General features: G+C 46.9%; 26 protein-coding genes. 6 read left to right on the top strand and 20 right to left on the bottom strand.

Going from position 1 to position 19394, the window contains the following annotated elements; translation table 11 throughout:
- Window positions 1–28 precede the first annotated feature (28 nt).
- The 8 genes from JCM2850_RS15305 to JCM2850_RS15340 form a co-directional block, all read right to left on the bottom strand.
- Window positions 29–673: a phosphotransferase gene (locus JCM2850_RS15305; protein WP_025873026.1), complete on the bottom strand. Its 645-nt coding sequence runs from the start codon at window positions 671–673 to the stop codon at window positions 29–31.
- Window positions 674–1193: 520 nt separating this feature from the next.
- A complete protein-coding gene (locus JCM2850_RS24185) occupies window positions 1194–1406 on the bottom strand; it encodes a helix-turn-helix transcriptional regulator (RefSeq protein ID WP_369384952.1) in 213 nt (70 codons plus the stop codon).
- Between the two features lie 153 nt (window positions 1407–1559).
- Window positions 1560–1853, bottom strand: coding sequence for a hypothetical protein (locus JCM2850_RS15320; RefSeq protein ID WP_025873028.1), 294 nt, complete (start codon window positions 1851–1853; stop codon window positions 1560–1562).
- Entirely contained in the window at window positions 1850–2311 is a 462-nt protein-coding gene (locus tag JCM2850_RS15325) for a hypothetical protein (protein ID WP_159105190.1), read from the bottom strand. Before JCM2850_RS15325 ends, JCM2850_RS15320 begins: the two co-directional genes overlap by 4 nt.
- An 11-nt stretch (window positions 2312–2322) precedes the next feature.
- Window positions 2323–5022, bottom strand: a complete 2700-nt coding sequence (locus JCM2850_RS15330; protein ID WP_025873030.1) for a toprim domain-containing protein — start codon at window positions 5020–5022, stop codon at window positions 2323–2325.
- Window positions 5023–5122: 100 nt separating this feature from the next.
- Window positions 5123–5401 carry an Ogr/Delta-like zinc finger protein gene (locus tag JCM2850_RS24190; protein WP_081775108.1) on the bottom strand — a complete coding sequence of 93 codons (279 nt, stop codon included), beginning with the start codon at window positions 5399–5401 and terminating at the stop codon, window positions 5123–5125.
- The gene (locus JCM2850_RS15335; RefSeq protein ID WP_025873031.1) at window positions 5376–5945 is read right to left on the bottom strand and encodes a toxin YdaT family protein; all 570 of its coding nucleotides are present in this window, start codon (window positions 5943–5945) and stop codon (window positions 5376–5378) included. Before JCM2850_RS15335 ends, JCM2850_RS24190 begins: the two co-directional genes overlap by 26 nt.
- Before the next feature lie 47 nt (window positions 5946–5992).
- A complete protein-coding gene (locus JCM2850_RS15340; RefSeq protein WP_025873032.1) occupies window positions 5993–6268 on the bottom strand; it encodes a hypothetical protein in 276 nt (91 codons plus the stop codon).
- Between the two features lie 59 nt (window positions 6269–6327).
- On the opposite strand from JCM2850_RS15340, the gene JCM2850_RS21180 reads away from it, so the two are divergent.
- Together JCM2850_RS21180 and JCM2850_RS15345 are read left to right on the top strand one after the other, a co-directional pair.
- Window positions 6328–6693, top strand: coding sequence for a helix-turn-helix domain-containing protein (locus JCM2850_RS21180; protein ID WP_081775110.1), 366 nt, complete (start codon window positions 6328–6330; stop codon window positions 6691–6693).
- 53 nt (window positions 6694–6746) lie between these two features.
- Window positions 6747–7874: a hypothetical protein gene (locus JCM2850_RS15345; RefSeq protein ID WP_025873033.1), complete on the top strand. Its 1128-nt coding sequence runs from the start codon at window positions 6747–6749 to the stop codon at window positions 7872–7874.
- Here JCM2850_RS15345 and JCM2850_RS21185 read toward each other — a convergent pair.
- From JCM2850_RS21185 to JCM2850_RS15375, 9 genes are all read right to left on the bottom strand, one after another.
- Window positions 7871–8569: a hypothetical protein gene (locus tag JCM2850_RS21185; RefSeq protein WP_081775111.1), complete on the bottom strand. Its 699-nt coding sequence runs from the start codon at window positions 8567–8569 to the stop codon at window positions 7871–7873. The genes JCM2850_RS15345 and JCM2850_RS21185 overlap by 4 nt on opposite strands.
- Window positions 8566–9156: a contractile injection system protein, VgrG/Pvc8 family gene (locus tag JCM2850_RS19910; protein WP_081775112.1), complete on the bottom strand. Its 591-nt coding sequence runs from the start codon at window positions 9154–9156 to the stop codon at window positions 8566–8568. The genes JCM2850_RS21185 and JCM2850_RS19910 overlap by 4 nt, the downstream gene beginning before the upstream one ends.
- Window positions 9153–9584 carry a phage tail protein gene (locus tag JCM2850_RS15355; protein ID WP_025873034.1) on the bottom strand — a complete coding sequence of 144 codons (432 nt, stop codon included), beginning with the start codon at window positions 9582–9584 and terminating at the stop codon, window positions 9153–9155. Before JCM2850_RS15355 ends, JCM2850_RS19910 begins: the two co-directional genes overlap by 4 nt.
- A 5-nt stretch (window positions 9585–9589) precedes the next feature.
- A complete protein-coding gene (locus JCM2850_RS20735) occupies window positions 9590–9988 on the bottom strand; it encodes a hypothetical protein (RefSeq protein WP_159105191.1) in 399 nt (132 codons plus the stop codon).
- A gap of 98 nt (window positions 9989–10086) precedes the next feature.
- Complete coding sequence (locus tag JCM2850_RS19915) at window positions 10087–11664, bottom strand: phage tail tape measure protein (protein ID WP_159105192.1); 1578 nt, start codon at window positions 11662–11664, stop codon at window positions 10087–10089.
- A gap of 158 nt (window positions 11665–11822) precedes the next feature.
- Window positions 11823–11942 carry a GpE family phage tail protein gene (locus JCM2850_RS23580; protein ID WP_081775113.1) on the bottom strand — a complete coding sequence of 40 codons (120 nt, stop codon included), beginning with the start codon at window positions 11940–11942 and terminating at the stop codon, window positions 11823–11825.
- An 8-nt stretch (window positions 11943–11950) separates the two neighbouring features.
- Window positions 11951–12247 (bottom strand): phage tail assembly protein, encoded by a 297-nt coding sequence (locus tag JCM2850_RS19920; protein ID WP_036266460.1) that lies wholly within the window; start codon window positions 12245–12247, stop codon window positions 11951–11953.
- Window positions 12248–12316: 69 nt separating this feature from the next.
- Window positions 12317–12826 carry a phage major tail tube protein gene (locus JCM2850_RS15370; RefSeq protein ID WP_234406310.1) on the bottom strand — a complete coding sequence of 170 codons (510 nt, stop codon included), beginning with the start codon at window positions 12824–12826 and terminating at the stop codon, window positions 12317–12319.
- Between the two features lie 14 nt (window positions 12827–12840).
- The gene (locus JCM2850_RS15375) at window positions 12841–14031 is read right to left on the bottom strand and encodes a phage tail sheath protein (RefSeq protein WP_025873036.1); all 1191 of its coding nucleotides are present in this window, start codon (window positions 14029–14031) and stop codon (window positions 12841–12843) included.
- 139 nt (window positions 14032–14170) lie between these two features.
- On the opposite strand from JCM2850_RS15375, the gene JCM2850_RS19925 reads away from it, so the two are divergent.
- Entirely contained in the window at window positions 14171–14641 is a 471-nt protein-coding gene (locus JCM2850_RS19925) for an SOS response-associated peptidase family protein (protein ID WP_267879305.1), read from the top strand.
- On the top strand, window positions 14533–14820 hold the full coding sequence (locus tag JCM2850_RS23585; RefSeq protein ID WP_267879306.1) for an SOS response-associated peptidase family protein: 288 nt from the start codon (window positions 14533–14535) through the stop codon (window positions 14818–14820). Before JCM2850_RS19925 ends, JCM2850_RS23585 begins: the two co-directional genes overlap by 109 nt.
- Before the next feature lie 77 nt (window positions 14821–14897).
- Here JCM2850_RS23585 and JCM2850_RS15385 read toward each other — a convergent pair whose 3' ends face one another.
- Complete coding sequence (locus JCM2850_RS15385; RefSeq protein ID WP_025873037.1) at window positions 14898–15788, bottom strand: phage exclusion protein Lit family protein; 891 nt, start codon at window positions 15786–15788, stop codon at window positions 14898–14900.
- A 158-nt stretch (window positions 15789–15946) separates the two neighbouring features.
- On the opposite strand from JCM2850_RS15385, the gene JCM2850_RS15390 reads away from it, so the two are divergent.
- Both JCM2850_RS15390 and JCM2850_RS15395 read left to right on the top strand, forming a co-directional pair.
- Complete coding sequence (locus JCM2850_RS15390; protein ID WP_025873038.1) at window positions 15947–16357, top strand: LexA family protein; 411 nt, start codon at window positions 15947–15949, stop codon at window positions 16355–16357.
- A complete protein-coding gene (locus tag JCM2850_RS15395; RefSeq protein ID WP_025873039.1) occupies window positions 16354–17634 on the top strand; it encodes a Y-family DNA polymerase in 1281 nt (426 codons plus the stop codon). Before JCM2850_RS15390 ends, JCM2850_RS15395 begins: the two co-directional genes overlap by 4 nt.
- A gap of 10 nt (window positions 17635–17644) precedes the next feature.
- Here the strand turns inward: JCM2850_RS15395 and JCM2850_RS15400 are convergent, their stop codons facing one another.
- Both JCM2850_RS15400 and JCM2850_RS15405 read right to left on the bottom strand, forming a co-directional pair.
- Complete coding sequence (locus tag JCM2850_RS15400; protein WP_025873040.1) at window positions 17645–18607, bottom strand: hypothetical protein; 963 nt, start codon at window positions 18605–18607, stop codon at window positions 17645–17647.
- 149 nt (window positions 18608–18756) lie between these two features.
- Window positions 18757–19392, bottom strand: coding sequence for a PEP-CTERM sorting domain-containing protein (locus tag JCM2850_RS15405; protein WP_036266452.1), 636 nt, complete (start codon window positions 19390–19392; stop codon window positions 18757–18759).
- Window positions 19393–19394 lie beyond the last annotated feature (2 nt).

The raw sequence follows: 19394 nt of genomic DNA on the forward strand, positions 1-19394 counted from the left end.
GGGTCTCCTATGTGTATGGCTTCAAAATCTAACAGACCAGTAGCTTCATGTCTGAGGAAATAAGAATATTTCTCCCAACAAAATCACAATGCAAAATAGACATTGTTTTTGGCTCTTGGATTTGTTTAGTCTCATGTATGACACTCTGTACGGCTTTGTCTAAACCAAGCTGATAGTCGTGTTCATTAAATTTGATTCTGCCAATCCATTTAAACAATAGGGATTTTAGGTAGTCCCCCCATAAGGGCAAATCAACTTGTGACCCACAATTCTTTTGCCAGAAAGCCATCTGGCTTATTTTCTCAGGGTTTAATTGTTTTTGAAACTCTGCCAATAAACAACCCGTGCTGGAAATAATTTCATTTCTTTCAAGGCCAGAGGCATTTGGTAAAACTTTATCTAGTGTTACACCAGGAATTTCTCGGATTAATCGCACATACCAATTGTTGAACATATTGGACGTGATAAGTTGTGGAGTGATTCCACCGCTTTCATCAAAAGCCTTTAACAACTCTACCTCCTTATCAAAAGGGGTTTTGTTATCTGAAAGTTTTACGTATACGGTTTCATTCGCCAGCTGTCCTTTAAGAACATATCCTCCTCTACGCCGGATTACGAGTTGCATATCACGGATATCGTAAAAGGTTGCTAAGTCATCAAAAATATCAGTCAAGTTATATCTCGATTTGGCTTCAGTACATTTAGTGATGTTAAATTTTGAATGCGATCGTGGGTGTTACGGTGATTTTTTAATATATCAAGCTTACATTTCCAATCAAGTGACCATTCGTCTATATACGAACGCCTAGAATTGAATAGCAAAGTACATGCCTGCCTATCTTTGCCATTGCAGCAGCAAGATAAGGATTTTTTGGTGTTTGAATTGATGTAACTGAAGCTGCTCGGCCACTAGCGTGGTTCGATTTAAGGTATTAGGAAATATGGCGAAAGCAATATTAAGAATGTCTGTCTTGAAGACGAAGATAATTGCCAGCGTAGATGTGATGCACCCAAGCGCGAATCTATAACATCTATGTGGAAAGGGAGTTTCGATAAGTCCGTGACTGGACTTGAGACTGAGTCATTTTAAGGATAGAACCTTTAAATGGCGGAGAGGGAGTCATCACAATGATTGTCTAAGTTTATGATCTATAGACAGTCATTGTGATGAAGGTGAATAGTTACCCCTAGAGTTACCCCTTGTTGAAATTCTGGGATTCAATAAGAGCTCTAATATCCTCGGCCTTCCAAGCAGTCATTCGTGGACCAAGTTTGACGCTCTGAGGGTACCTGCCGCTTTTCACACCGGCCCACCAGGTAGACCGACTTACTGGATAATACTCCAGTACCTGGTGGAGCCTGAGAAATCCGGTAGAGGGTAGTTGGGTTAGAGTCGTCATATTCATTCCAATCAATATTGCACTGCATTTTTCAAAAGCTTAAGGTGTGCAGTTTTTGCTTCATCAAGTGTGGCGAAGTGACCATGGCTTGTTCCATAGTGGAATAGATGGAGTCCTTGATAAGCCTCAATGTAACTCCATGGACAGATTGTTGTGGGCTCATAATGGCAATGTCCTTTGATTTTCCTTGAACTTGTTTTCAGCTGCTTCCTGAGTGCGTAGATGAACCAGTTCACGGCTCATGGCATCGACCTGATCTAGGTGCTGATGCATAACGACTGACAACTCCAGAAGGTCAAGGCTAGTTACCTCAGTGTGCATCGTGTTTCCACCAACCTTGAAATTCAAAAATTGGGTGACTCTCGGCAAGCCTATTTCGGTATCCATAATCTCAGATGAGAGCCATACCTCAGTGCTGGGCAACGTAAGTGTTTTGGTTTCGGTATGCATCATTGATTAATTACTCCAACTTTAGGCTGCGCCTGATCTAGCTTAAGAACTTCCTCAACCAGGGATAGAAACTCAGGATCCTGTGGATATATGGCAAAGCCTTGTATCAGCTCAAGTGCAACCGTGGCATTGTGTGTATTCAACTCCTGAACGCAGCGGGCAATATCGAAGTACTTGTGATCAGTGCTACCGCTCAAATGCATAACTAGGGCTTGCAGGTGGACACCTGCCACAGTCGAACTGGTGATCTCCATGTGATAGCGCATAAAGGGGCTGACTTCCTTGGGCAATGATTTCACGGCCAATTCGGTATCAACTTCAAGACGGTCCAAAGCATCGATCGTCCGTTGCTTAGTTTTTTCAGTATCAGCAAATAGATCGCCGTTCTGGGCAAGCCCAATTACAGCGAGGCTACTGGTGATTAAGCGCATCATTGGTGACTGCAATTGTTGCGATAGCATTTTTTCTCCTTTCATGCAGGCTTACGGAAAACCCAGCAGCGGACGGTTTCTGGCCGTGCAGGGTGGTTAATGTCTCTCGTCTTGTTGTAGGCAACATTGATAGCGCTATGCACTGCAACTGATGAGTCGACAAACTGGAATCTGCGGCTGGTGCGCAGGTGTTTCTTGAGTTCATCCAGGGGTGGAACTTGCTGGCGCCGGTCGGAAGCCACCTGGATAAAGTGGTTGAGGCTGACAGCAATCAACGTTCTGTCAGTATGGTGATTGAGTTTTGGCTCGCCATCGTCCCCATTAAGATAGTCGAAGGTCTCCCAGAAGGTCTGTACCACTGGATGATCCTCATTAGAGGCTTGCTGGCGTGCGATGCCCATTTCGACCAGCTCGTCACGGGTGGCCTCTAGCTTGTCCTCGCTGATAGGTACTACTAGGGGGAGGCAATCCACCATCGCCATGATCTGGGCATGGTTGGCGACGATACGCAGGGACTTAATATCCTGGATCTGCTGCAGTTTAGGCTCGTACTTGGCGAATTGCTCAAGAAAGTACTTCATGATCTGGCTTTCAGCCTTCATGGCCTTGACTGAAAAGCCTGATAATTCGCTGGTCTTGAGACGTTTCAGGCTGTCAGCAAGCCGCTTTGTCGCTGGCGTGTGGCCCTCAGTCGTGTTCTTGATATGCACGATGCGCTGCATCACGGCAGGCTCTGCAGATACCTCGGCATTCTGGCTGATGATCAGGCTGCCACGGAAGGGCGGCTCGTAAGTCTCATTGCCATTGTTTTTAACGCCACGGGAGTAAATAGAGCGCCCGTCATATAGAGGCTTCAGCTCGTTGAAATCGAACTGCTTGGAGTGATTCTTATCGTCCTTGCTTCGGTCGCCCTCGATCAGCACAACGGGCAGGTTGGCAACTTGGGAAAAGTTACGTGCGCGCGCAGCAGGGCTGGACTTGGACGGGTCAAAACCTTCATAGCCCTCACGGCCAACCAGGCGCCACAAGAACTCGATCAAGGTTGATTTACCGGATCCAGGCTCGCCTATGAACTCCAGGAATGGGAAGGACTTGTGCTCACGCCGGATCTGCTCAGCGAACATTGACCCTAGCCAATAGGCCAGGACGACGATGCCCTTGGAGCCATAGCACTGCCAGATGGTTTCTAGCCAGGTGGTGTTGTATTCCTCAAGCTTGGTATTGATCTCGAAATCCATGACACGCAGCAGGCTCTTGATCGAGATCTTGCCGATATCAAAGAAGTCTTCATCATTGAGCTTGAACACCCGGCCATCCTTGACGGCCACGTCATTAAACACATAGGCGCCATGGTCGACGCTGTAGCCCTGGAAGTTGATTGTCTGGACAGTTTTGATCTTGTAGAGCTGGTCCTCAATGATCTGGTCGAGGTGGAAGCTTTTGCCGCTGAAAATTGCACCTGGTGCGATCGATATCAGCCGATCCTTGAAGGTGGCCGCTTTGGTAAGCTGGCTACCGGCAAAAGTACTCTTGATGCTTTCGCCATCGTGGGGAAAATCAACGCGCAGGTAATACCAAGAATCACCGGTGAGGTGGTCTGCCTGAAAGTAAAGGGCTGTGAAATGGCAATTGGCGATCTCGAACACTGCGCGGGACTCCACCAAGGCCAGCTGCCTAACTTCTTCTTCGCTCTGCTGCTCGGCTTGCTCCCCCATACGGTCTAGCAGCTTGTCACGTGCCCTGGCGTATTTATCGAGGTCGATCTCGCACCAGTACATGCGGTTCTCATGGATAAACCAGAACATGCGGCGCTCGGTATGGTTGTAGATAAGCAGCGCCTTGTCATTGGCATGACGGGCAAGCAGCAGGGCGCCGTTATAGCGCGCCTCCTTGATGGTCTCCTCATTCAACCTGCCACGCGCATGCTGATCGTTCCAGTCAAGCTGTTTGCCTTGCTTGTCCTGGAGCTGGGCCGCCAAACAGATCCAGCCACGGTCTTGCGCTTCGCGAACGTATTTTTTGATGTATTGGGTACCGGCCACACCGTTATCAAATGCCCAGACGATGCTAGGGTGCTCAAGATGGGCTGCATTGCAGGCCTCGGCCAGTTGCTTCAGGAAAACCCAGCAATTGTTGTTGCAGCTCATCGCGCTGACGGCTGCATAGCCATTCAGCCATAGGGATATCGCGTCGAAGATGCCCTCGACGATGTAAATCTCTTTGACCTGAGTGTAATCGAAGTCAGGAATTGCCCAGACCCTGCCGGCATACTCGCCTTTAAAGGTCGCCTTGCGCTTGCCGAAGCGCTCTGGGCGATCAATGATTCTTTCCCAATACCCAATGCCAGGCAGCTCAAAGCGAACCGTTGCGCTCGATTCCTTGGTGTCGTAGTCGACGTAATTCTCCTGGGTATACCAACCCATGATGCGGTCTAGCGGAAAGCCGCGGCTTTCCCGTAGGTAGGCATCAGCTGAAGCATTGGGATTTTCAGCAGTGGGCTTGAATCGATCGCTCCAACTATTAAAGGCATCGGGATAGAGCTCTTTGACATGGAACTCAGCACCGCACTGATTAAGGCGACCGCACTTGATCACCCATGGGCTTTCTTTACTAGTGAAGGCCTCTTTGTGTTTGCAGGATGGGCACAGGCCGCCCTGCAGCCATTTGCCGCTGCCTTTGCGCTTGAACTCGAAGTCATGCTCGAGGCGCCTGCTGATGTCCTGATAGAGGTCTTGATCCATGCTTAACTCAAAATTTTGGGTAAAAAAATCCCTGCACCCTGAAAAACAGGGTGTTGCCGGGGTAGTGCAAAAAGGGGGTTACGGCCTCAGGCCGCTGGGTTTAGCCCGTCGGAAGGGCTACCAAGGCACGTGCGATTTCACGAACCTTCTCAGATAAGGGAATCCTGATATCTGGGTTGGGCTTCATGCTCGGCACGATAGTCAATGAAACCGAGGTGATCGATTTGAATGAGTGGCCACATTCATGATCGTCACACTGGTGAAATGTCTCGCGGCTTAATGCGGAAAGTGAGCGACTCGCTCTCACTTTGGTAGTGCTTCCGCAATGTGGGCACATGAGGGAGCCATGGTATCTACGTGGCTTGACCGGTTCTGTCATTCTGTTTCCCCGAAAGAAGGCAATCAATTACAGCTTTTGAGCTTTGCAGCGAATGTATGGCCAGCGTCAGCGTGTGCTGCGCGTGCTCTAGTTCGCCAGGGTCAACCCCATCCACCAATGCCGCGATGGCTTTTGAGGCCTCAGCGGTATCTGCTAGCACAACCTCAAGCATTTCTAAGGGCTTGGTAGGGTGCACATAGGCTACGGGCTTGGCGCTCATGCTGATGCTGCCCATAGTCAGGAAGGTATTGATGGTTTTGGTGCGTAGCTCCATAGGCAGCGCACCTAATAGGTATGGCACAAGGTTTACGTGCAGCAGGTTGGATTCCTTAGTGAAATCATCCAGCCACCGGAAAAGCTTGTTTGCATTGCTGTGCAGGCGTGTGTACTCATCGCCTGCAGTCTCTATTTGGAATTCCAGGCCAGGTAGGCCATTGGGGTGACGATCATGGAAGTGTTTCACAACCTCGTTAGCCACAGTCTCACGGCTCCAACCCTGAGCGTTTTTCCACTCAGCGATTGCTGCAGCCAGCACGGCAATCATTGTAGGTCCGTGAAAACTGTCTCTCATGCTCAGCAGTTGAGACATAGTTACACTGATTCCTGAGCTGACGAATTAAAAGAGGTGCCGCCAGGGGAGCCGACGGCACCTTGAGGATCAGCAGGGGAGGACGCTGATACCAAACCGGGAGCGACGATGGCAATGCCTGCCTTATAAGCGTCATACGCAAGCGTGGACTTGGCCAGTGAATTGTCAAAACAGTACTGCTCATGGCGCTCCAGCTCTTCAGGGCGAAGCCTGAGCGCTATGGGCTTATCCTTCACAACTCCATAGGCTACGCGTTTTAATTTGCGCGGGTCTGTCATCGTCTGTAATCTTCATCAGTGTTACACAGTTGAGCGCATTATGAGAACTATATATCACCATGTCAACAGATAAAGTGACTTTTTCGTCTCGCCTACGTGAAGAGCGAGAGCGACTGGGCTTATCCCAATCATCTACATCGATATCTTGCGGTGTCAGTAGAGAGGTCTGGGGTAGATATGAAAACGCAAAAACCACGCCTGGAGCAGATGTGTTAATAGCATTTGTGAATCTTGGCGCCGATGCTAGTTATCTTTTAACCGGGATCAAAAGATTAAGTGAGAACTTTATATCACATGGTGATCAAGGTTACGCGAGTGATTTAAAAGTAATAATTGATACCTTCATTCAGGCGAATGATGATGGAAGAAATAGTTTATTATCACTTGCAAATTTAATAAATAACTTACAAGATAAAACTAAATAATAGTTTAAAAATTAGAAATTTAATTTATAAGATAATAAATCTAGGGGAATTGAGTGGATATTAAAACTTTTGATAGTTTCGATAATTTTAATAAAACCGTAATTGATTTGATACAAAGTAATGTTACTCATCAGTCAATATATAGTCTCGCTCAGGCATTAGAAAAAATTTTCAAATCATACAAACAGTTTTTTTTGGATGCTGATTTTATAGTTGATGAGGCACCAATTGACTCAAAATTAAAAGCTGCTGCTTCGCAAGTTGGATTGATGAATTATGATCCTAGAACCCAACACCCATTAATTCCTTCCCCAGAACGCACTAAAAAATTAGAAGAGCTTTACCAGATATTTCTAATAGAAGTTTATCCATATATTGAGTATGTCGCACTATGGAATGTTGAAAAAAAGGATATTCAGGAAACTATAGATTTAATTGATAGTTGGTTCGATCATCCTGATATTGCTGAAAATTCGAAAAACATATTTAAACATATCAAGCAGTTCAATCGATCAGTAATAATATCAAATTATTTAAATAGAGTTTATGCTGAATCTAATAATCAAGCTGAAGTATTAACATCAGCTAAAACTGAAATCACACAATCATTGATTCTTTTTCATAAGGGAAAAGCAGATTTAGATGCACTAACACTTAGAGTTGATGCTTTAAAACAAGAGTTGAGTTTTGCTGGACTAGTTGTGACATTCAATTCCTTTATAGATAGAAAAAGGAAAAGTCTTAAATTAACTAGAGTTTGGGTTTTTGTTTTAGGAATTCTATTGTTAACGCCTGTATTAGTAGATGGATATTTTATTTGGCAAACACTAAGTTCTGACAATTCTGATGGAAAGATGGGGTTAATTTATGCATCCATTCCTTTGTTTATATCATTAAGTTTATTCATTTTGTATTTTTTTAGAATTAATTTACAACAGTCTAAAAATTTACAGTCTCAAATACTACAACTTGAACTTAGGTCTTCATTAGGATCTTTTATTCAGGATTATATGAGATTTGTGATAGACAATCCTCAGGCTAATAAATCTGCGCTTGAAAAATTTGATAACATTATATTTTCAAACTTAATTCATAACGAAGATAAAATACCGTCCACTTTTGATGGAATTGAAAAAATCGCCTCTTTTATCAATGCAGTTAAAGCACAAGGAAGAAATTAAGTTTTTATTTCCAAATCAAGGTTTGTAGTGAATCCAAGGTTCGTCAATGAATGTACAACTCTAGCAACAATCCATTTAGAACTATCTATTGCAGACTTCCAACCAGTAATGTCTGCCTGCAATTCTGGATATATTTCTGCACGACCTTTGGCTAGATGAATGCTAAATGTCGCAATTCCACGTAGCATCCTCTTGTATTCAGACTCTGCAGCTCGAACTGCGTTAGTTCGATTTGAATAGATGTGCCGTAAAACTTTCATGTTGGCTGCGCTCGCTTGAATGCTAGGGAGAATGTAAATATCTTTTTCCTCTATCTTCTCAGGGGTATTGAGGTGTTTTTCAGTCATAATTACCGTTGCAATCGTGCCACTGCCAGCTCTTCGATACTGAGCAACCACTGCTGTGAAAACTAAACTTCCACGCTTCAGCTCACGGAATTTTTCTCTGGCTTGCCTGATAGCACCAGACTTTGTGGAATAAAGCTTACTGATGCGATGGACCCTGCCGGTAGGGAAACTCTCAATAATTGATACTTCTTCTGCAGTTGGTTTTTGCATCAAGCTGTTTTCATCGAAGATTATTTCACCTTGTTTTCCAGATTGGGTGTTCTGGTACAGCGCTTTTACTGCCGTGGCGCCATCTCTATCGGCAATAGTGAATCGATGAGTATCTCCTTCTTGGCGCGTGATTTTCACAGTCCCAGTGATTTGCCATTGGCACTTACCCCGATGCCGGTTTCCATGAAAAGCAGATTGCCATTTTTCACAGTCACGATCGCATCAAACATCGCGGCAACGCGATTGAGGAAGCTGATATCAGACTCATTGGTTTGATCAAAATGAGCAATGGCTTTAAGTTTGAGCGGATCTGAGATCATGGCCTTCAACCCGTTTTCTTGGGCGATCTCGCGCACCACAGTGCCGATATCTGTATCGTGCCAACTGCGCTCCTTTTGTTGCGTCAGCCCTGCGCGCAAATCCGCACTACGTGCCCTGATAGTTAATTGATCAGGTGTTCCTGTGTGCTCAACTTCATCCACGGTAAAGCTGCCCTTGGGCACCAGGCCGCTTTCTTTCCAACCCAAGGCAAGTTTAACTTGCACGCCACGAAGCGGAATATCAAGACGTCCATCGGTATCATCCAATATGAGATCCAGTTGGTCTGCCTCATACCCTCTATTGTCAGTAAGTGTGAGAGATATCAACCGATCTGCAAACTTTTGGGTTAGATCCTTGCCGTCTAAGGTGAGCGAGAAAATAGGGTGTGGCTGAAGCGTACTCATCGGATCAGATCCAGCAGGGTTTCGCTCATAGCGCCTATGGTGTGCAGATCATCATCTCCTGTGCGGACAAGGGTAATGGTGAAGTCATAGCGACGCGCAGCGCCATCCTTAAAGAAATGCCCCTTGCTGGTATCTAACTGCTCAATAACCCAGAAACCGTAAACCCTGCCCGTACCCTCCACCAGGCTCCATGCTTCACCGCTATCACCCATGTAACGTAATAGATCGAGCGCCTTTGCACCGCCCGTAATCTCTGGCAGCAATACACCACGCAGGACCATGGATTCATCATCAGGCCCAGTAAATTGCCTTGATGGGCGTTTGCCTACCCGTGAGTTGTTGGGATGGCGCCAAGCGATCTTATGCTGCATTTCCTGATAGGGCAGGGTGTCCAGCTGGAAAATAAACAAGCCAAGGGCAAGCATCATGGTAGTTAATCTCGATCTGAAAGGCGGCTACGGCGCATGGAAAGTCCACGCCGTTGGATTTTTTCTACTTCGCGAGCAACGTGCTGGCCGAGCTGCTCTTCATTTATGCCTGGGGCCGGATGCACTGTCACCTGGGTGGTGTGATTGTTTGTGACCTGCGCGGTGGGGGTTGAGCTGACGGGTTGTATTTTGCGGATCCGACCAGCATGGCCCCCAGAGGTGGCAGCCGCTGCTTTAGGTCCATCGCCATGGGCGATGTCATAGATCAGGGTGCCTAGTGAGGAGTCTTTACCACCGTTGATGGCAGTAGCTACCTTGTCCAATAAACCGTTGAGCTTGGTACCCATCGCATAACCAACTTCGAACGATGCCCAAAGGGCACCTGCAGCACCCAGCAGGCGCATAATTCCTGCTCGGGCAAGAGCTACACCATTAGTGAGCTTTGTGATGCCACCAAGGCCTCCGGCGGCTGAGCTGGCACCCAGTAGATTGAGGCTCAGTCTCAACAGCAGCAATGGCCCCATGATGCTGCGATGGCAAGCATCAAAGCGCCCAGGCCAATAGTGAGGATTGCCAATGCTGCTGTGCCTTTCACCAGATATGCCGTCAATACCGGATGCTCTGCAGTCCAGTCACGAACCGCAACTGTCACTTCCCTGATCGTGGTCATGATATCGATCAGAGCAGGCTTGAGGTTTTCGCTTAAGGAAGAGTCGGTATTAAACAGGGCATTCTTGGTCATTTCCCATTGAGAGCTTAAGCCCTGATTGCGCCGTTGAGACTCGCGCAACATGGATCCACGGGCTTCTTCATCATTGGCCAGCTTGAGCTGCCGGCGCAGCTCGCCAATGTTCTGGGCGAGTTTGGAGGCATCATCGCCATACTCCTTCCCGAATAGGCGTGTTGCGGCTTCAAGCTGCTGATCCTTGGGCAGTGTTTTCAATGCTTCCAGCACCTTGATGATAGTGCCGGTGGAATCTTTAGCCATGGAGCTCTGGATGATGTTGCTATCCAGGCCAACCATACCCATGCCTTCCTGGAAACGCTTGGATTGCATGCGCGCCACGCCCAGCTCGCGGATCATGGCGTTAGTGGCCGTGGCGGCAGTCTCTTCGGTGGCGCCCAAACTCAGGAAAGTGCTGCCGAAGGCGGCAGCATCTCTGAAGTTCATACCCGCAGTGGTCGCGATACCAGCTATGCGCTGCAATACCTTGATGATATCGCCGCCCTGGGACTGCGCATTATCATCAAGCCAGTTGATGGTGTCGCCCAGTTCGCGGATTTCCTTGATCGGGATTTTATAGAGGTCGGCGATCTTGCCCATATCCATGGCAATTTCGCTTGCCGGCAGATCAAAAGCAGCTTGCATGATAGCGGCCTGCTCAGTGAATCGTGCAAGGTCAGCGGAACCCTTTACCCCCATACGGGCAGCTCCCTCAGCTAGAGCATACATTTCAACTGTGGTGAGGGGCAGGCGTTCGGCCATGCTCATCAACACTTTCTCAAAATCCAGGAATTGCCTGGTCAGGCGCTCATTGGCGTCATAGGCACCATCAAACTGCTTTGCCAAACCAATACGGGCATCTTCAAGTGTCGCAAAGTCTCGAACACCTTTGATCAAGGGCGCGCCCATGGCAACACCTGCTGCCAAGGTCGTGGCGCCAGCGCCGGCAATCCGGTTCCGCATCTCAATTCCACGGTCATACTCAGCGCGGGCCGCGCGCATCGCCTGCTGTGTTTTGTTCTGGCGTTGGAGGGCTTGGGTTTGTTTCTCGACTTCAGCAGTGGCTGCTGCCATGTCACTCTTGAGACTCTGCTGATGGCGGTTGAGATCGGCGGTACTGACCCCGTTTTCAGCCATGGAGGTGCGCAAAGCTTGCTGCTTCTGAATGATCTCGTTGTAGCTGTCCTTCAGATCGCTGCCCTTGCGCTTGAGGTTTTCCAACTCTTTTACCATGGCCTTGGACGGGGTGTTGGTGGCCTGAATCTCTTGGATCAGCCGCGCGATGCTGGATTGGGTGCTAGCGAGCTGGTTTTCTGTGATCTTGGCGTCGCGGGCCAAGTTGCGGAAAGCCGTCATCTGGCCTTGCTGTTGCTCCAGCTCACGCAGGCGGTCGCGAGCAGCCTTAAGAGCCTTGGCCGTGGTGCTGGATTCCCTGGTGATGGCCTTCATGGGCGCCGTAACCTTGTTCACCAGGGAAAGCAGTACTTCAAGTTTAAGTTTGTCAGACACTACTTTTAACCTCCCATCGATCCGCTGCGCGCAACAGCGTGATCATTCCAATCAGATAGCTCTTCCAGGCTCATGCCGTCCATTTCCGATAGCGGCCAGTGAAAGATGGCTGCTATGTTTGCCATCAGATCTTCTACTCGGGCAGGGAGACCTGGGCCTTCATCCCCTTTGGTAGCAAAAAAGAGGACACCGCCGCTCCACACTGGACCAGATCAGCGGGATCCATTGCTTGCACCTCAGCATCGGTGAGAACAGGGTCAGTGATGCGAGGCAATACACGCTGCAGCGCGTTTACGTCCATCTGCAGCAAATCAGTCAGGGATACTCCACGGAGCTCACCAGCACGTGGTTTGCGTAGGGTTATTTTGTCTATGGCTTTTTTGCGCTTGATGGGAGTATCGAGGTCGATGATTGTGAGTAGGGCGTCCATGGTGATCCTTTTGAGATTAAAAAAAGGCCCATGCCAAACCACGCGCATGGGCCTTGAGGAGATGTGGCATTAGAGACCGATGGCGGCGCGCATGTCTTTCAGCTGGTCCACGCCGTTCACTTTGTAAACGTAATTGATGAGGTCAAGTTCAATGATTTCCTCACCGTCAACCGTGAGCTTGTAATAGCTTAGGTTTGACTTGACCTTGGTGTTGGCGTTGGTTTCACCCTTTTTTGCGCTACCAGACTCGATCGACACATGACGGCCACGAACTGATATTTCGACAGCCTTGATACTGCAGTTTTCATCTTCCTGGTAGGCACCATTGAAGCGAAGGCCCACGCCAGCCACGCCTACATAACCGTATTGTTGCATCGCCTTCAAATCAAAGCCCTTGACCGTCCATTCCAGATCAAGCTTTTCCTGGCCTAGGTCAATATCTACTGGGCCGACCATGCCGCCGCCTTGATACTCTTCAAGTTTGCGGCTCAGCGTGGGCAGGATGATTTCATCAATGCGGCCCTGATAGCTCTGCGCATCGTTGAAGAGATTGAAATCCTTGAGAATGCTTGGCAGCATGATTCAAATTTCCTTTATGCCGAGGCTGCGACGCGCGCAGCAAAGTCGATCAGGTAGGTGTCGGTGATATGCTGATTGAAGGTGAGGTCTTCCAGCGGAGGCACCGGGGTGTAGTCGTAGCTGACTGTGAACTTGCCCGCTTTCAGCTGCTCTGCAGAGTTCTTGGCTGGGTCCAGCCAGGCACCACCATCAATGAGGTAGCCACTTGCCTTGAGGCTGCGCATTTTGGCGTTAATTCCATCCAGCAGATCGCGACCCAGCGAAGGGGTGAGGGGTTGATCCACGGCCCAGGCATGCGCCTCGGCCATGGTGTCAGCCAATACCTGGGCGGTACGTGTGTAGCTCTCGAATGCGAAAAGTGGGTCGGTGGAGCAAGTGCGGGAACCCCAGAAGCGGTAACCTTCGAAATGGATCAGTGTGGTGACCTCGGCTGCGTTGAGGTAACCGGCATCTGTGGCGCTGTCCTGGAGATCCCAGAATATATCTTTGGTCAGCCCTAGTACGCCATTGACTGGGATGTTAGATAGGGTTTTGTGCCAGCCGATCTCGTTGTCGAGCTTGGCGCGCAGCCCTAAGGCACGGGATACAGGCGAAGAGGGCGCATTGCCAGTACTGTGGAAAGACAGGAATTCCGGCCATAACACCATGACTTCACGCTGGCCGAAGTTTTCGCGGTAGGCGACGGCATCTTCCTTGGTTGTTGCACCATGGGCATGCACATACGCAAAACCGCGCAGCTTCTGCGCAATTGAAGCCAACTCAGTGGCAACCGGTAGAGTGTCCAAATAGGGAATGCCCAGGATGCGAGGCGTTACGCGCAACTGGGTTTTTGCAGCCAGCAAAGCCTTCATGCCTGTGTATTGACCATCAGCAGTAGTGGTGCCGATGATCTTTGCATTTTGATCAGTTTCCTTGGCTTGAGGGGTTGCACCCTCACCATCTTCAACCCGCACTACCACTACCAGCGTATTGGTCTGGTCGACAATGTCATCCAGAGACTTGGCCAAGGTGCCCAGAACGCCAGCTTTGCCAATTGCATCCTGAATGTTGGTGATCAGCACAGGCTTGTTCAGAGGGAAAGCTGCTGCAACCGCATCGGAAGCAGTACAAACCATCCCGATAATGGCGGTGTTGATGGTGGGGATAGGGCGGATGCCCTCGTTAATCTCTGTGACGCGGACACCGTGGTGGTAGTCTTGAGCCATCTGCTTTCTCCAATGGGCTGACGATTGGGGGAAGCATGCCGAATGTCACCTTAAAATGCTGGCGCTGCTTGTTCTGGTTACAGGTCGCAGAACATTAATCTAAGATAAGAGTCGACAGGAAACATATCCAGGAGCGGCCATGTGCTCGAACTATCTACCAGTATTGAACCCAGCAACGTTAAAGAAATACTTCAAGGTCACCGGGATAGATCCAGGCCTCAAGCTGCACACTTGGCCAGGCTACATTAGCCCTTTCATCAGGAAGCATGAGCATGCGGATGTAGGCGATGAGGCCGTGCCTTTTCGTGAGTTAATGCCCGGTGCTTTTGGCATGATTCCGCACTGGTCCAAAGACACCAAGATCACCAGGACCACTTACAACGCCAGATCCGAAACGGTCGCAGAAAAGAATAGCTTTCGTGATGCTTGGCGCCTGGGTCGCCATTGCATTGTCCCTGCTGAAGCCATCTATGAGCCGGATTACAGAACCGGCAAAGCTGTATGGACCAAGATCAGTCGGTTGATGATAAACCCATGGGGATTGCTGGCATCTGGACTGGCTGGAAAAATCCGGCCAACGGTGAGATCCTGCGCAGTTTTACCATGCTGACTGTCAACGCCGATGATCACCCCTTCATGCGTAACTTCCACAAGCCCGAGGATGAAAAGCGCATGGTGGTCATACTTGAAGATGATGACTATGATGCATGGTTGAATGCTTCACCAAATGAATCAATGCAATATATGAAGCAATTTCCATCAAATTTAATGCAGAAATCGAATTTATAATGGATGCATTAGTATAGTTAAGATGTGAGTATTTATAAAGATTTATATAAAATAAATCGGAAGAATAATTGTGTTATCTATTCATCAATCACTTGTTCACCAACTCCCGTTAAGTCATACATTAAAATTCTAATTTCTTCCCATTTTCCAACGTCTTTAGATATTGAATTTGTATTTATTGATTGTTTAAAAGCTTTAAACAATGGACTGGTATTTAATTCTTCAAGTGGAACCTTTATAAATTTTTGCTCACATTTAGCTAAAAGCTTTAACAAATGTCCTTCAAAAAATTTTGTTTCTGGTCTGGTCCCTTTTTTGTCCGTATAAGTTAAATCACTTGATAAGTGACATATTTTTAATAAGCAATTAAATAATCTTCTATCTAATGGTGGGTGGGTAACATCACGGTTAGAGTGGGGTAAGTTTCTAAGTAGAAGAAATACGCAGGAAAAACAAAATTTTCTAATTTCCAAATCTTCGTTATCGAGTTCAAGGCAATATTGTAAAAATCGATATATAACAGCGCTTGCATTGCAATCTGCATCAAACTCAAATGCTAAGGACAGATCATCACTATTTGTAATTAAACTCTCTGCTATGCGATGTTGTTTCTCGATATGAAACCATTCATGACTAATTATCCATAACAACATCATTTCTGAAAATCCATAATAAATTAATGATTCATCACTAATTTTTATATCAAGCTCTTCAAGGCTAAATGGTTCTATTGCAATAAGTGTGTCAATTAGTTTTTGGTTTAAAATAATTGCGCCATAAATTGTTTCAGCAGCAATTTCATTGCTATCATGTAATTCTCTAATAAAAATTTGCGGTGTTTCTTTAATTTCAGGCCTTAAGGTTCTGGTTAGGTGTAAAAAAAAATCCACGCAAGCGAAAGTTTGTCGATATCTATTTCCCTTAATGTCATCATTTTGAAAAGACAAAAATTCATTTAGAGGTTTCATGGCGAGTTCTCAAAAAAAGATGATGAATGAGCGGTTTATTCTCTCACAAATTGAAATGACTGATCGTTTCCGGTATTTATAAGTCATTATGTGATCCATATAGACGGTTAGAGACAGAATGGGTAATATTCGCCAATCACTGGACGAATGTACACTAAATGAGACTGATTGATTTTTCCCCTGGTACGGTCCAGAAGCACGACCTATACGATAGCAAAGTCTCCGCTGGCTTCCCCTCGCCGGCAGCAGATCATGTTGAGGCTAGGCTCAGCACTGATGATTACTTAATCAAAAACCCTACTGCCACATACTTCGTCAGGGTCCAAGGCACGTCCATGATCGAGGCTGGGATCTTTGAGGGAGATATCCTCATCGTCGATCGCTCAATCACGCCAGCCGTGGGTATGATCGTCCTAGCTGAGATCGCTGGAGAGTTCACCGTCAAGACCTTAGGCCACAATCAATTGATTCCTGCGAATCCCGAGTTTAAGCCGATCAAATTTAAAGAGGGAAGTGACGTCACTATCGTCGGTGTGGTAACAGGCAGCATGCGCAAATTTGGCAAATGAATACAGGTCGCTCAATCGCGCTGATCGATGTCAATAATTTTTACGCTTCGTGCGAGCGCGTCTTCAACCCCAAACTTGCAGGCATTCCCCTTGCCATCCTTAGTAATAACGATGGCTGCGTAATTGCGCGCAGCGCGGAGTTGAAAGCCATGGGTATTAAGATGGGGATGCCTTGGTTCCAACTTAAGGAAAATGCTGAGCGCGAAGGCATTATGGCCATGTCCAGCAATTATGCCTTGTACCAGGACATGAGCAATCGTGTCATGGAAATCATCGGGCAGTTTGCTCCGTTTCAGGAGGTCTACTCCATTGATGAAAGCTTTCTAGACCTAAGTGGCCAGCGCCGATGCCATACAGATATCGCTCTTGATCTGCGCGCCCGTATCAAACAATTTACTGGGCTTCCGGTATGTGTAGGCATGGGGCCAAGCAAGACCTTGGCAAAGCTGGCCAACCATGTTGCCAAGAAACAGTCACAATATGGCGGTGCACTTGATTTGCATGAACTCTCACCGACAGCGCTTGAGGATCTACTGTCCAGCATTGAGTGCAGGGATATCTGGGGCATAGGTAGTCGATTGGCACCTCGCTTGCAGGAGCTAGGAATCAGTAACGCGCTTCAGCTGCGACAGGCTGACCCGGAGTTCATTCGCCAGCAGTTCAGCGTGGTGATGCAAAAGACTGTGCTTGAGCTGCAGGGACAGGCATGTATTGAGCTGGAGGAGGTTGCACCGCCCAAGCAAGAGATTATCAGCAGCAGATCCTTTGGCACTCGTGTGCAAGATCTACAGAACCTGGAAGAGTCGGTCAGTCTCTATATGGCCACCGCCGCTGAAAAACTTAGGCGCCAGGCATCCTACGCAGGCGCGCTGCGCGTGTTCATCATGACTAGTCCCTTTGGTGACGGTCCAAAGTATGCCAACAGCAAGGTGATTTCATTGCCTTCTCCCACTGATGACACCAGGCAGTTGATTGGCGTCGCTTTGTGGCTGCTCGGTAAGCTCTACCGTCCAGGCTTTGATTACCTCAAAGCGGGCGTTGGTTTATTGGAGATCATGCCTGCGGCTGGCCAGCAGACAGATATGTTTGGGTTTTCCGCGGGCAATGAAAAATCCGCCAGGCTAATGAATACGCTAGATGCGGTGAATAGGAGGATGGGCAAGGGCAAGTTAAGACTGGCCAGTCAAGGATATAAAGCGCCCTGGGCGATGAAGCAGGAGCATAAGAGCAATAGTTATACGACTAGTTGGAACGAAGTTGTTGTAATTAAAAATTAATTTAAATGTCTTATCTGGGCTGAATTTGAAAGTCTTCAGGTTTAATAGATTTAAAATTAGCATAAAGTACCTCGAAATTTCTTAATCTGTTTTCGTTCTCACTTGTGATCACGAATTCATAATTTGATGTGTTGGGATCATCATGGGAAAATGTGATCAATCTCATTAAATTTAAGTGGAAAATAAACTCTCGCCATTCATTAGCACGGTGTTGTTTTCTCACATTTCTCATAATCTCCATTACTGCCTCTTCCGATGTGATTAATGAGGGGCCGTAATCTGTCCTTTTTTCGGTCAAAATAGATAAAGAAAATACATGGGTGTATTCCAACCACGGAAAATGTTTTAAGTGTATAAGATCATGAGATGGTATGTGATTATTTTCATTCGCTAATGAACTGCTGATTTGGCGGACAAAATCTAATCTTAATATATTATTTTTGAGGGAAATATTTTCGAGATATTGTTGTTCAAGAAAATGCCTTAAATTATGAATTGAATTACTGGTAGTGTGTTTTAATTCTTGATGGCTAAGTCTGTGATAATTATAATCTTTTCTTAATGCTTCATATTTTTCATTGTATTGCTTCCACACTTCTTCTAATCGCCATTCCGGAACGGGTTCCATCATTTTCTGCTTCCAAGCTCTAGGGGCTGTGTAATTCAGAATTTTTTGTCGATAGATGGTTATTAAGTAATCTATATATGGCCAGATGAAGCAGTAAATGATTGCGGCAAATAATGGATACAGCCATGCAGTAGTTTTGTCATAAGATGTTAAATACAAATTACACTCAATAAATTCAATTTTATCTTCATAGTTCCCTTTTCCAAATATCACTAACGCGGCTCTCCAGTTCACAATAATAAATGAAATTACAAAGCTGCTTATAAATGGGCTAGAAAATCTTTCGGATATCCATGAGGATATAGGTTTTATAAAAGTACTTTTGAAATTGCTGTTTTCAGCCATAATTTTTTAGTATGTTTAAATGATGAAATGTTATTTCTTGCGAATTAGCTGGAATAGTGGTTGTAATATTATTTATAGGGTCCATCAGGGACTTATGTGCATAAGTCCTCATTAAGTCACATTCTAATCCACAAAAAATGTGGGTTGATCTATGCAATATTCTTGCGTCGTACAATACCACCCAGCAAACCTAATCCGGCCAGTAACATTGCATAGCTTGTAGGCTCAGGAATTGCCGCTGTTGGCACGGCGTAGACTTGTAGAGAGAATGAATCAAGCCTGATATATGAGCTGGCATTTGAAGCAAAAGTGTACGCATCGATGAAAAAGGTAATCTGATCTGGTAATGCTTCAGACACCTTGAATGTTGAGTACTCCGTGAAAGAGACCGGGACTGGCCATGGTGCTCCTGGTGGAGCTACAAATGCCTCCATGCGAACTACCTCAAACCCTCTGATGGTGGATGGCGCATATAACCCAGCAGTTGCAAATGGCAAGCTACCATAAGGCGTGGCATTCAACAGCCCAGAAATGGATAGGGTTATCTCAGAGATTAAAAAATCTGCTTTGGGAGTGATGCTAAACGTGAAGTAAGCTAGTGTTTCTTGTGTTTCACTACCTTGGTGAGTGGTCTCCACACCATCGTACAGCTTTGTGATTGTTGAGCCGTCGAATGTCCAACCAAGGTCATCAGTTGATAACTCGTAGCCGTTACCTGAGTATGTGGTCGCAGATGCAGTCGCAACAAAGCCCATCAAAGCTATGCCTGCCAATAGCTGTTTCATTG

This window comes from Methylobacillus glycogenes JCM 2850 (assembly GCF_000617925.1).
In the GTDB taxonomy this organism is placed as follows: domain Bacteria; phylum Pseudomonadota; class Gammaproteobacteria; order Burkholderiales; family Methylophilaceae; genus Methylobacillus; species Methylobacillus glycogenes.

Bases quoted from the DNA above. Each gene is read 5' to 3' on its own strand.
- JCM2850_RS24185 (WP_369384952.1), bottom strand. From the start codon at position 1,406: ATGAATATGACGACTCTAACCCAACTACCCTCTACCGGATTTCTCAGG.
- JCM2850_RS15320 (WP_025873028.1), bottom strand. From the start codon at position 1,853: ATGATGCATACCGAAACCAAAACACTTACGTTGCCCAGCACTGAGGTA.
- JCM2850_RS15325 (WP_159105190.1), bottom strand. From the start codon at position 2,311: ATGCTATCGCAACAATTGCAGTCACCAATGATGCGCTTAATCACCAGT.
- JCM2850_RS15330 (WP_025873030.1), bottom strand. From the start codon at position 5,022: ATGGATCAAGACCTCTATCAGGACATCAGCAGGCGCCTCGAGCATGAC.
- JCM2850_RS24190 (WP_081775108.1), bottom strand. From the start codon at position 5,401: ATGACAGAACCGGTCAAGCCACGTAGATACCATGGCTCCCTCATGTGC.
- JCM2850_RS15335 (WP_025873031.1), bottom strand. From the start codon at position 5,945: ATGATTGCCGTGCTGGCTGCAGCAATCGCTGAGTGGAAAAACGCTCAG.
- JCM2850_RS15340 (WP_025873032.1), bottom strand. From the start codon at position 6,268: ATGACAGACCCGCGCAAATTAAAACGCGTAGCCTATGGAGTTGTGAAG.
- JCM2850_RS21180 (WP_081775110.1), top strand. From the start codon at position 6,328: ATGTCAACAGATAAAGTGACTTTTTCGTCTCGCCTACGTGAAGAGCGA.
- JCM2850_RS19910 (WP_081775112.1), bottom strand. From the start codon at position 9,156: ATGAGTACGCTTCAGCCACACCCTATTTTCTCGCTCACCTTAGACGGC.
- JCM2850_RS15355 (WP_025873034.1), bottom strand. From the start codon at position 9,584: ATGATGCTTGCCCTTGGCTTGTTTATTTTCCAGCTGGACACCCTGCCC.
- JCM2850_RS20735 (WP_159105191.1), bottom strand. From the start codon at position 9,988: ATGCGCCTGCTGGGTGCTGCAGGTGCCCTTTGGGCATCGTTCGAAGTT.
- JCM2850_RS19915 (WP_159105192.1), bottom strand. From the start codon at position 11,664: ATGACGGCTTTCCGCAACTTGGCCCGCGACGCCAAGATCACAGAAAAC.
- JCM2850_RS23580 (WP_081775113.1), bottom strand. From the start codon at position 11,942: ATGGCAAACATAGCAGCCATCTTTCACTGGCCGCTATCGGAAATGGAC.
- JCM2850_RS19920 (WP_036266460.1), bottom strand. From the start codon at position 12,247: ATGGACGCCCTACTCACAATCATCGACCTCGATACTCCCATCAAGCGC.
- JCM2850_RS15370 (WP_234406310.1), bottom strand. From the start codon at position 12,826: ATGCTGCCAAGCATTCTCAAGGATTTCAATCTCTTCAACGATGCGCAG.
- JCM2850_RS15375 (WP_025873036.1), bottom strand. From the start codon at position 14,031: ATGGCTCAAGACTACCACCACGGTGTCCGCGTCACAGAGATTAACGAG.
- JCM2850_RS19925 (WP_267879305.1), top strand. From the start codon at position 14,171: ATGTGCTCGAACTATCTACCAGTATTGAACCCAGCAACGTTAAAGAAA.
- JCM2850_RS23585 (WP_267879306.1), top strand. From the start codon at position 14,533: ATGGACCAAGATCAGTCGGTTGATGATAAACCCATGGGGATTGCTGGC.
- JCM2850_RS15385 (WP_025873037.1), bottom strand. From the start codon at position 15,788: ATGAAACCTCTAAATGAATTTTTGTCTTTTCAAAATGATGACATTAAG.
- JCM2850_RS15390 (WP_025873038.1), top strand. From the start codon at position 15,947: ATGAGACTGATTGATTTTTCCCCTGGTACGGTCCAGAAGCACGACCTA.
- JCM2850_RS15395 (WP_025873039.1), top strand. From the start codon at position 16,354: ATGAATACAGGTCGCTCAATCGCGCTGATCGATGTCAATAATTTTTAC.
- JCM2850_RS15400 (WP_025873040.1), bottom strand. From the start codon at position 18,607: ATGGCTGAAAACAGCAATTTCAAAAGTACTTTTATAAAACCTATATCC.
- JCM2850_RS15405 (WP_036266452.1), bottom strand. From the start codon at position 19,392: ATGAAACAGCTATTGGCAGGCATAGCTTTGATGGGCTTTGTTGCGACT.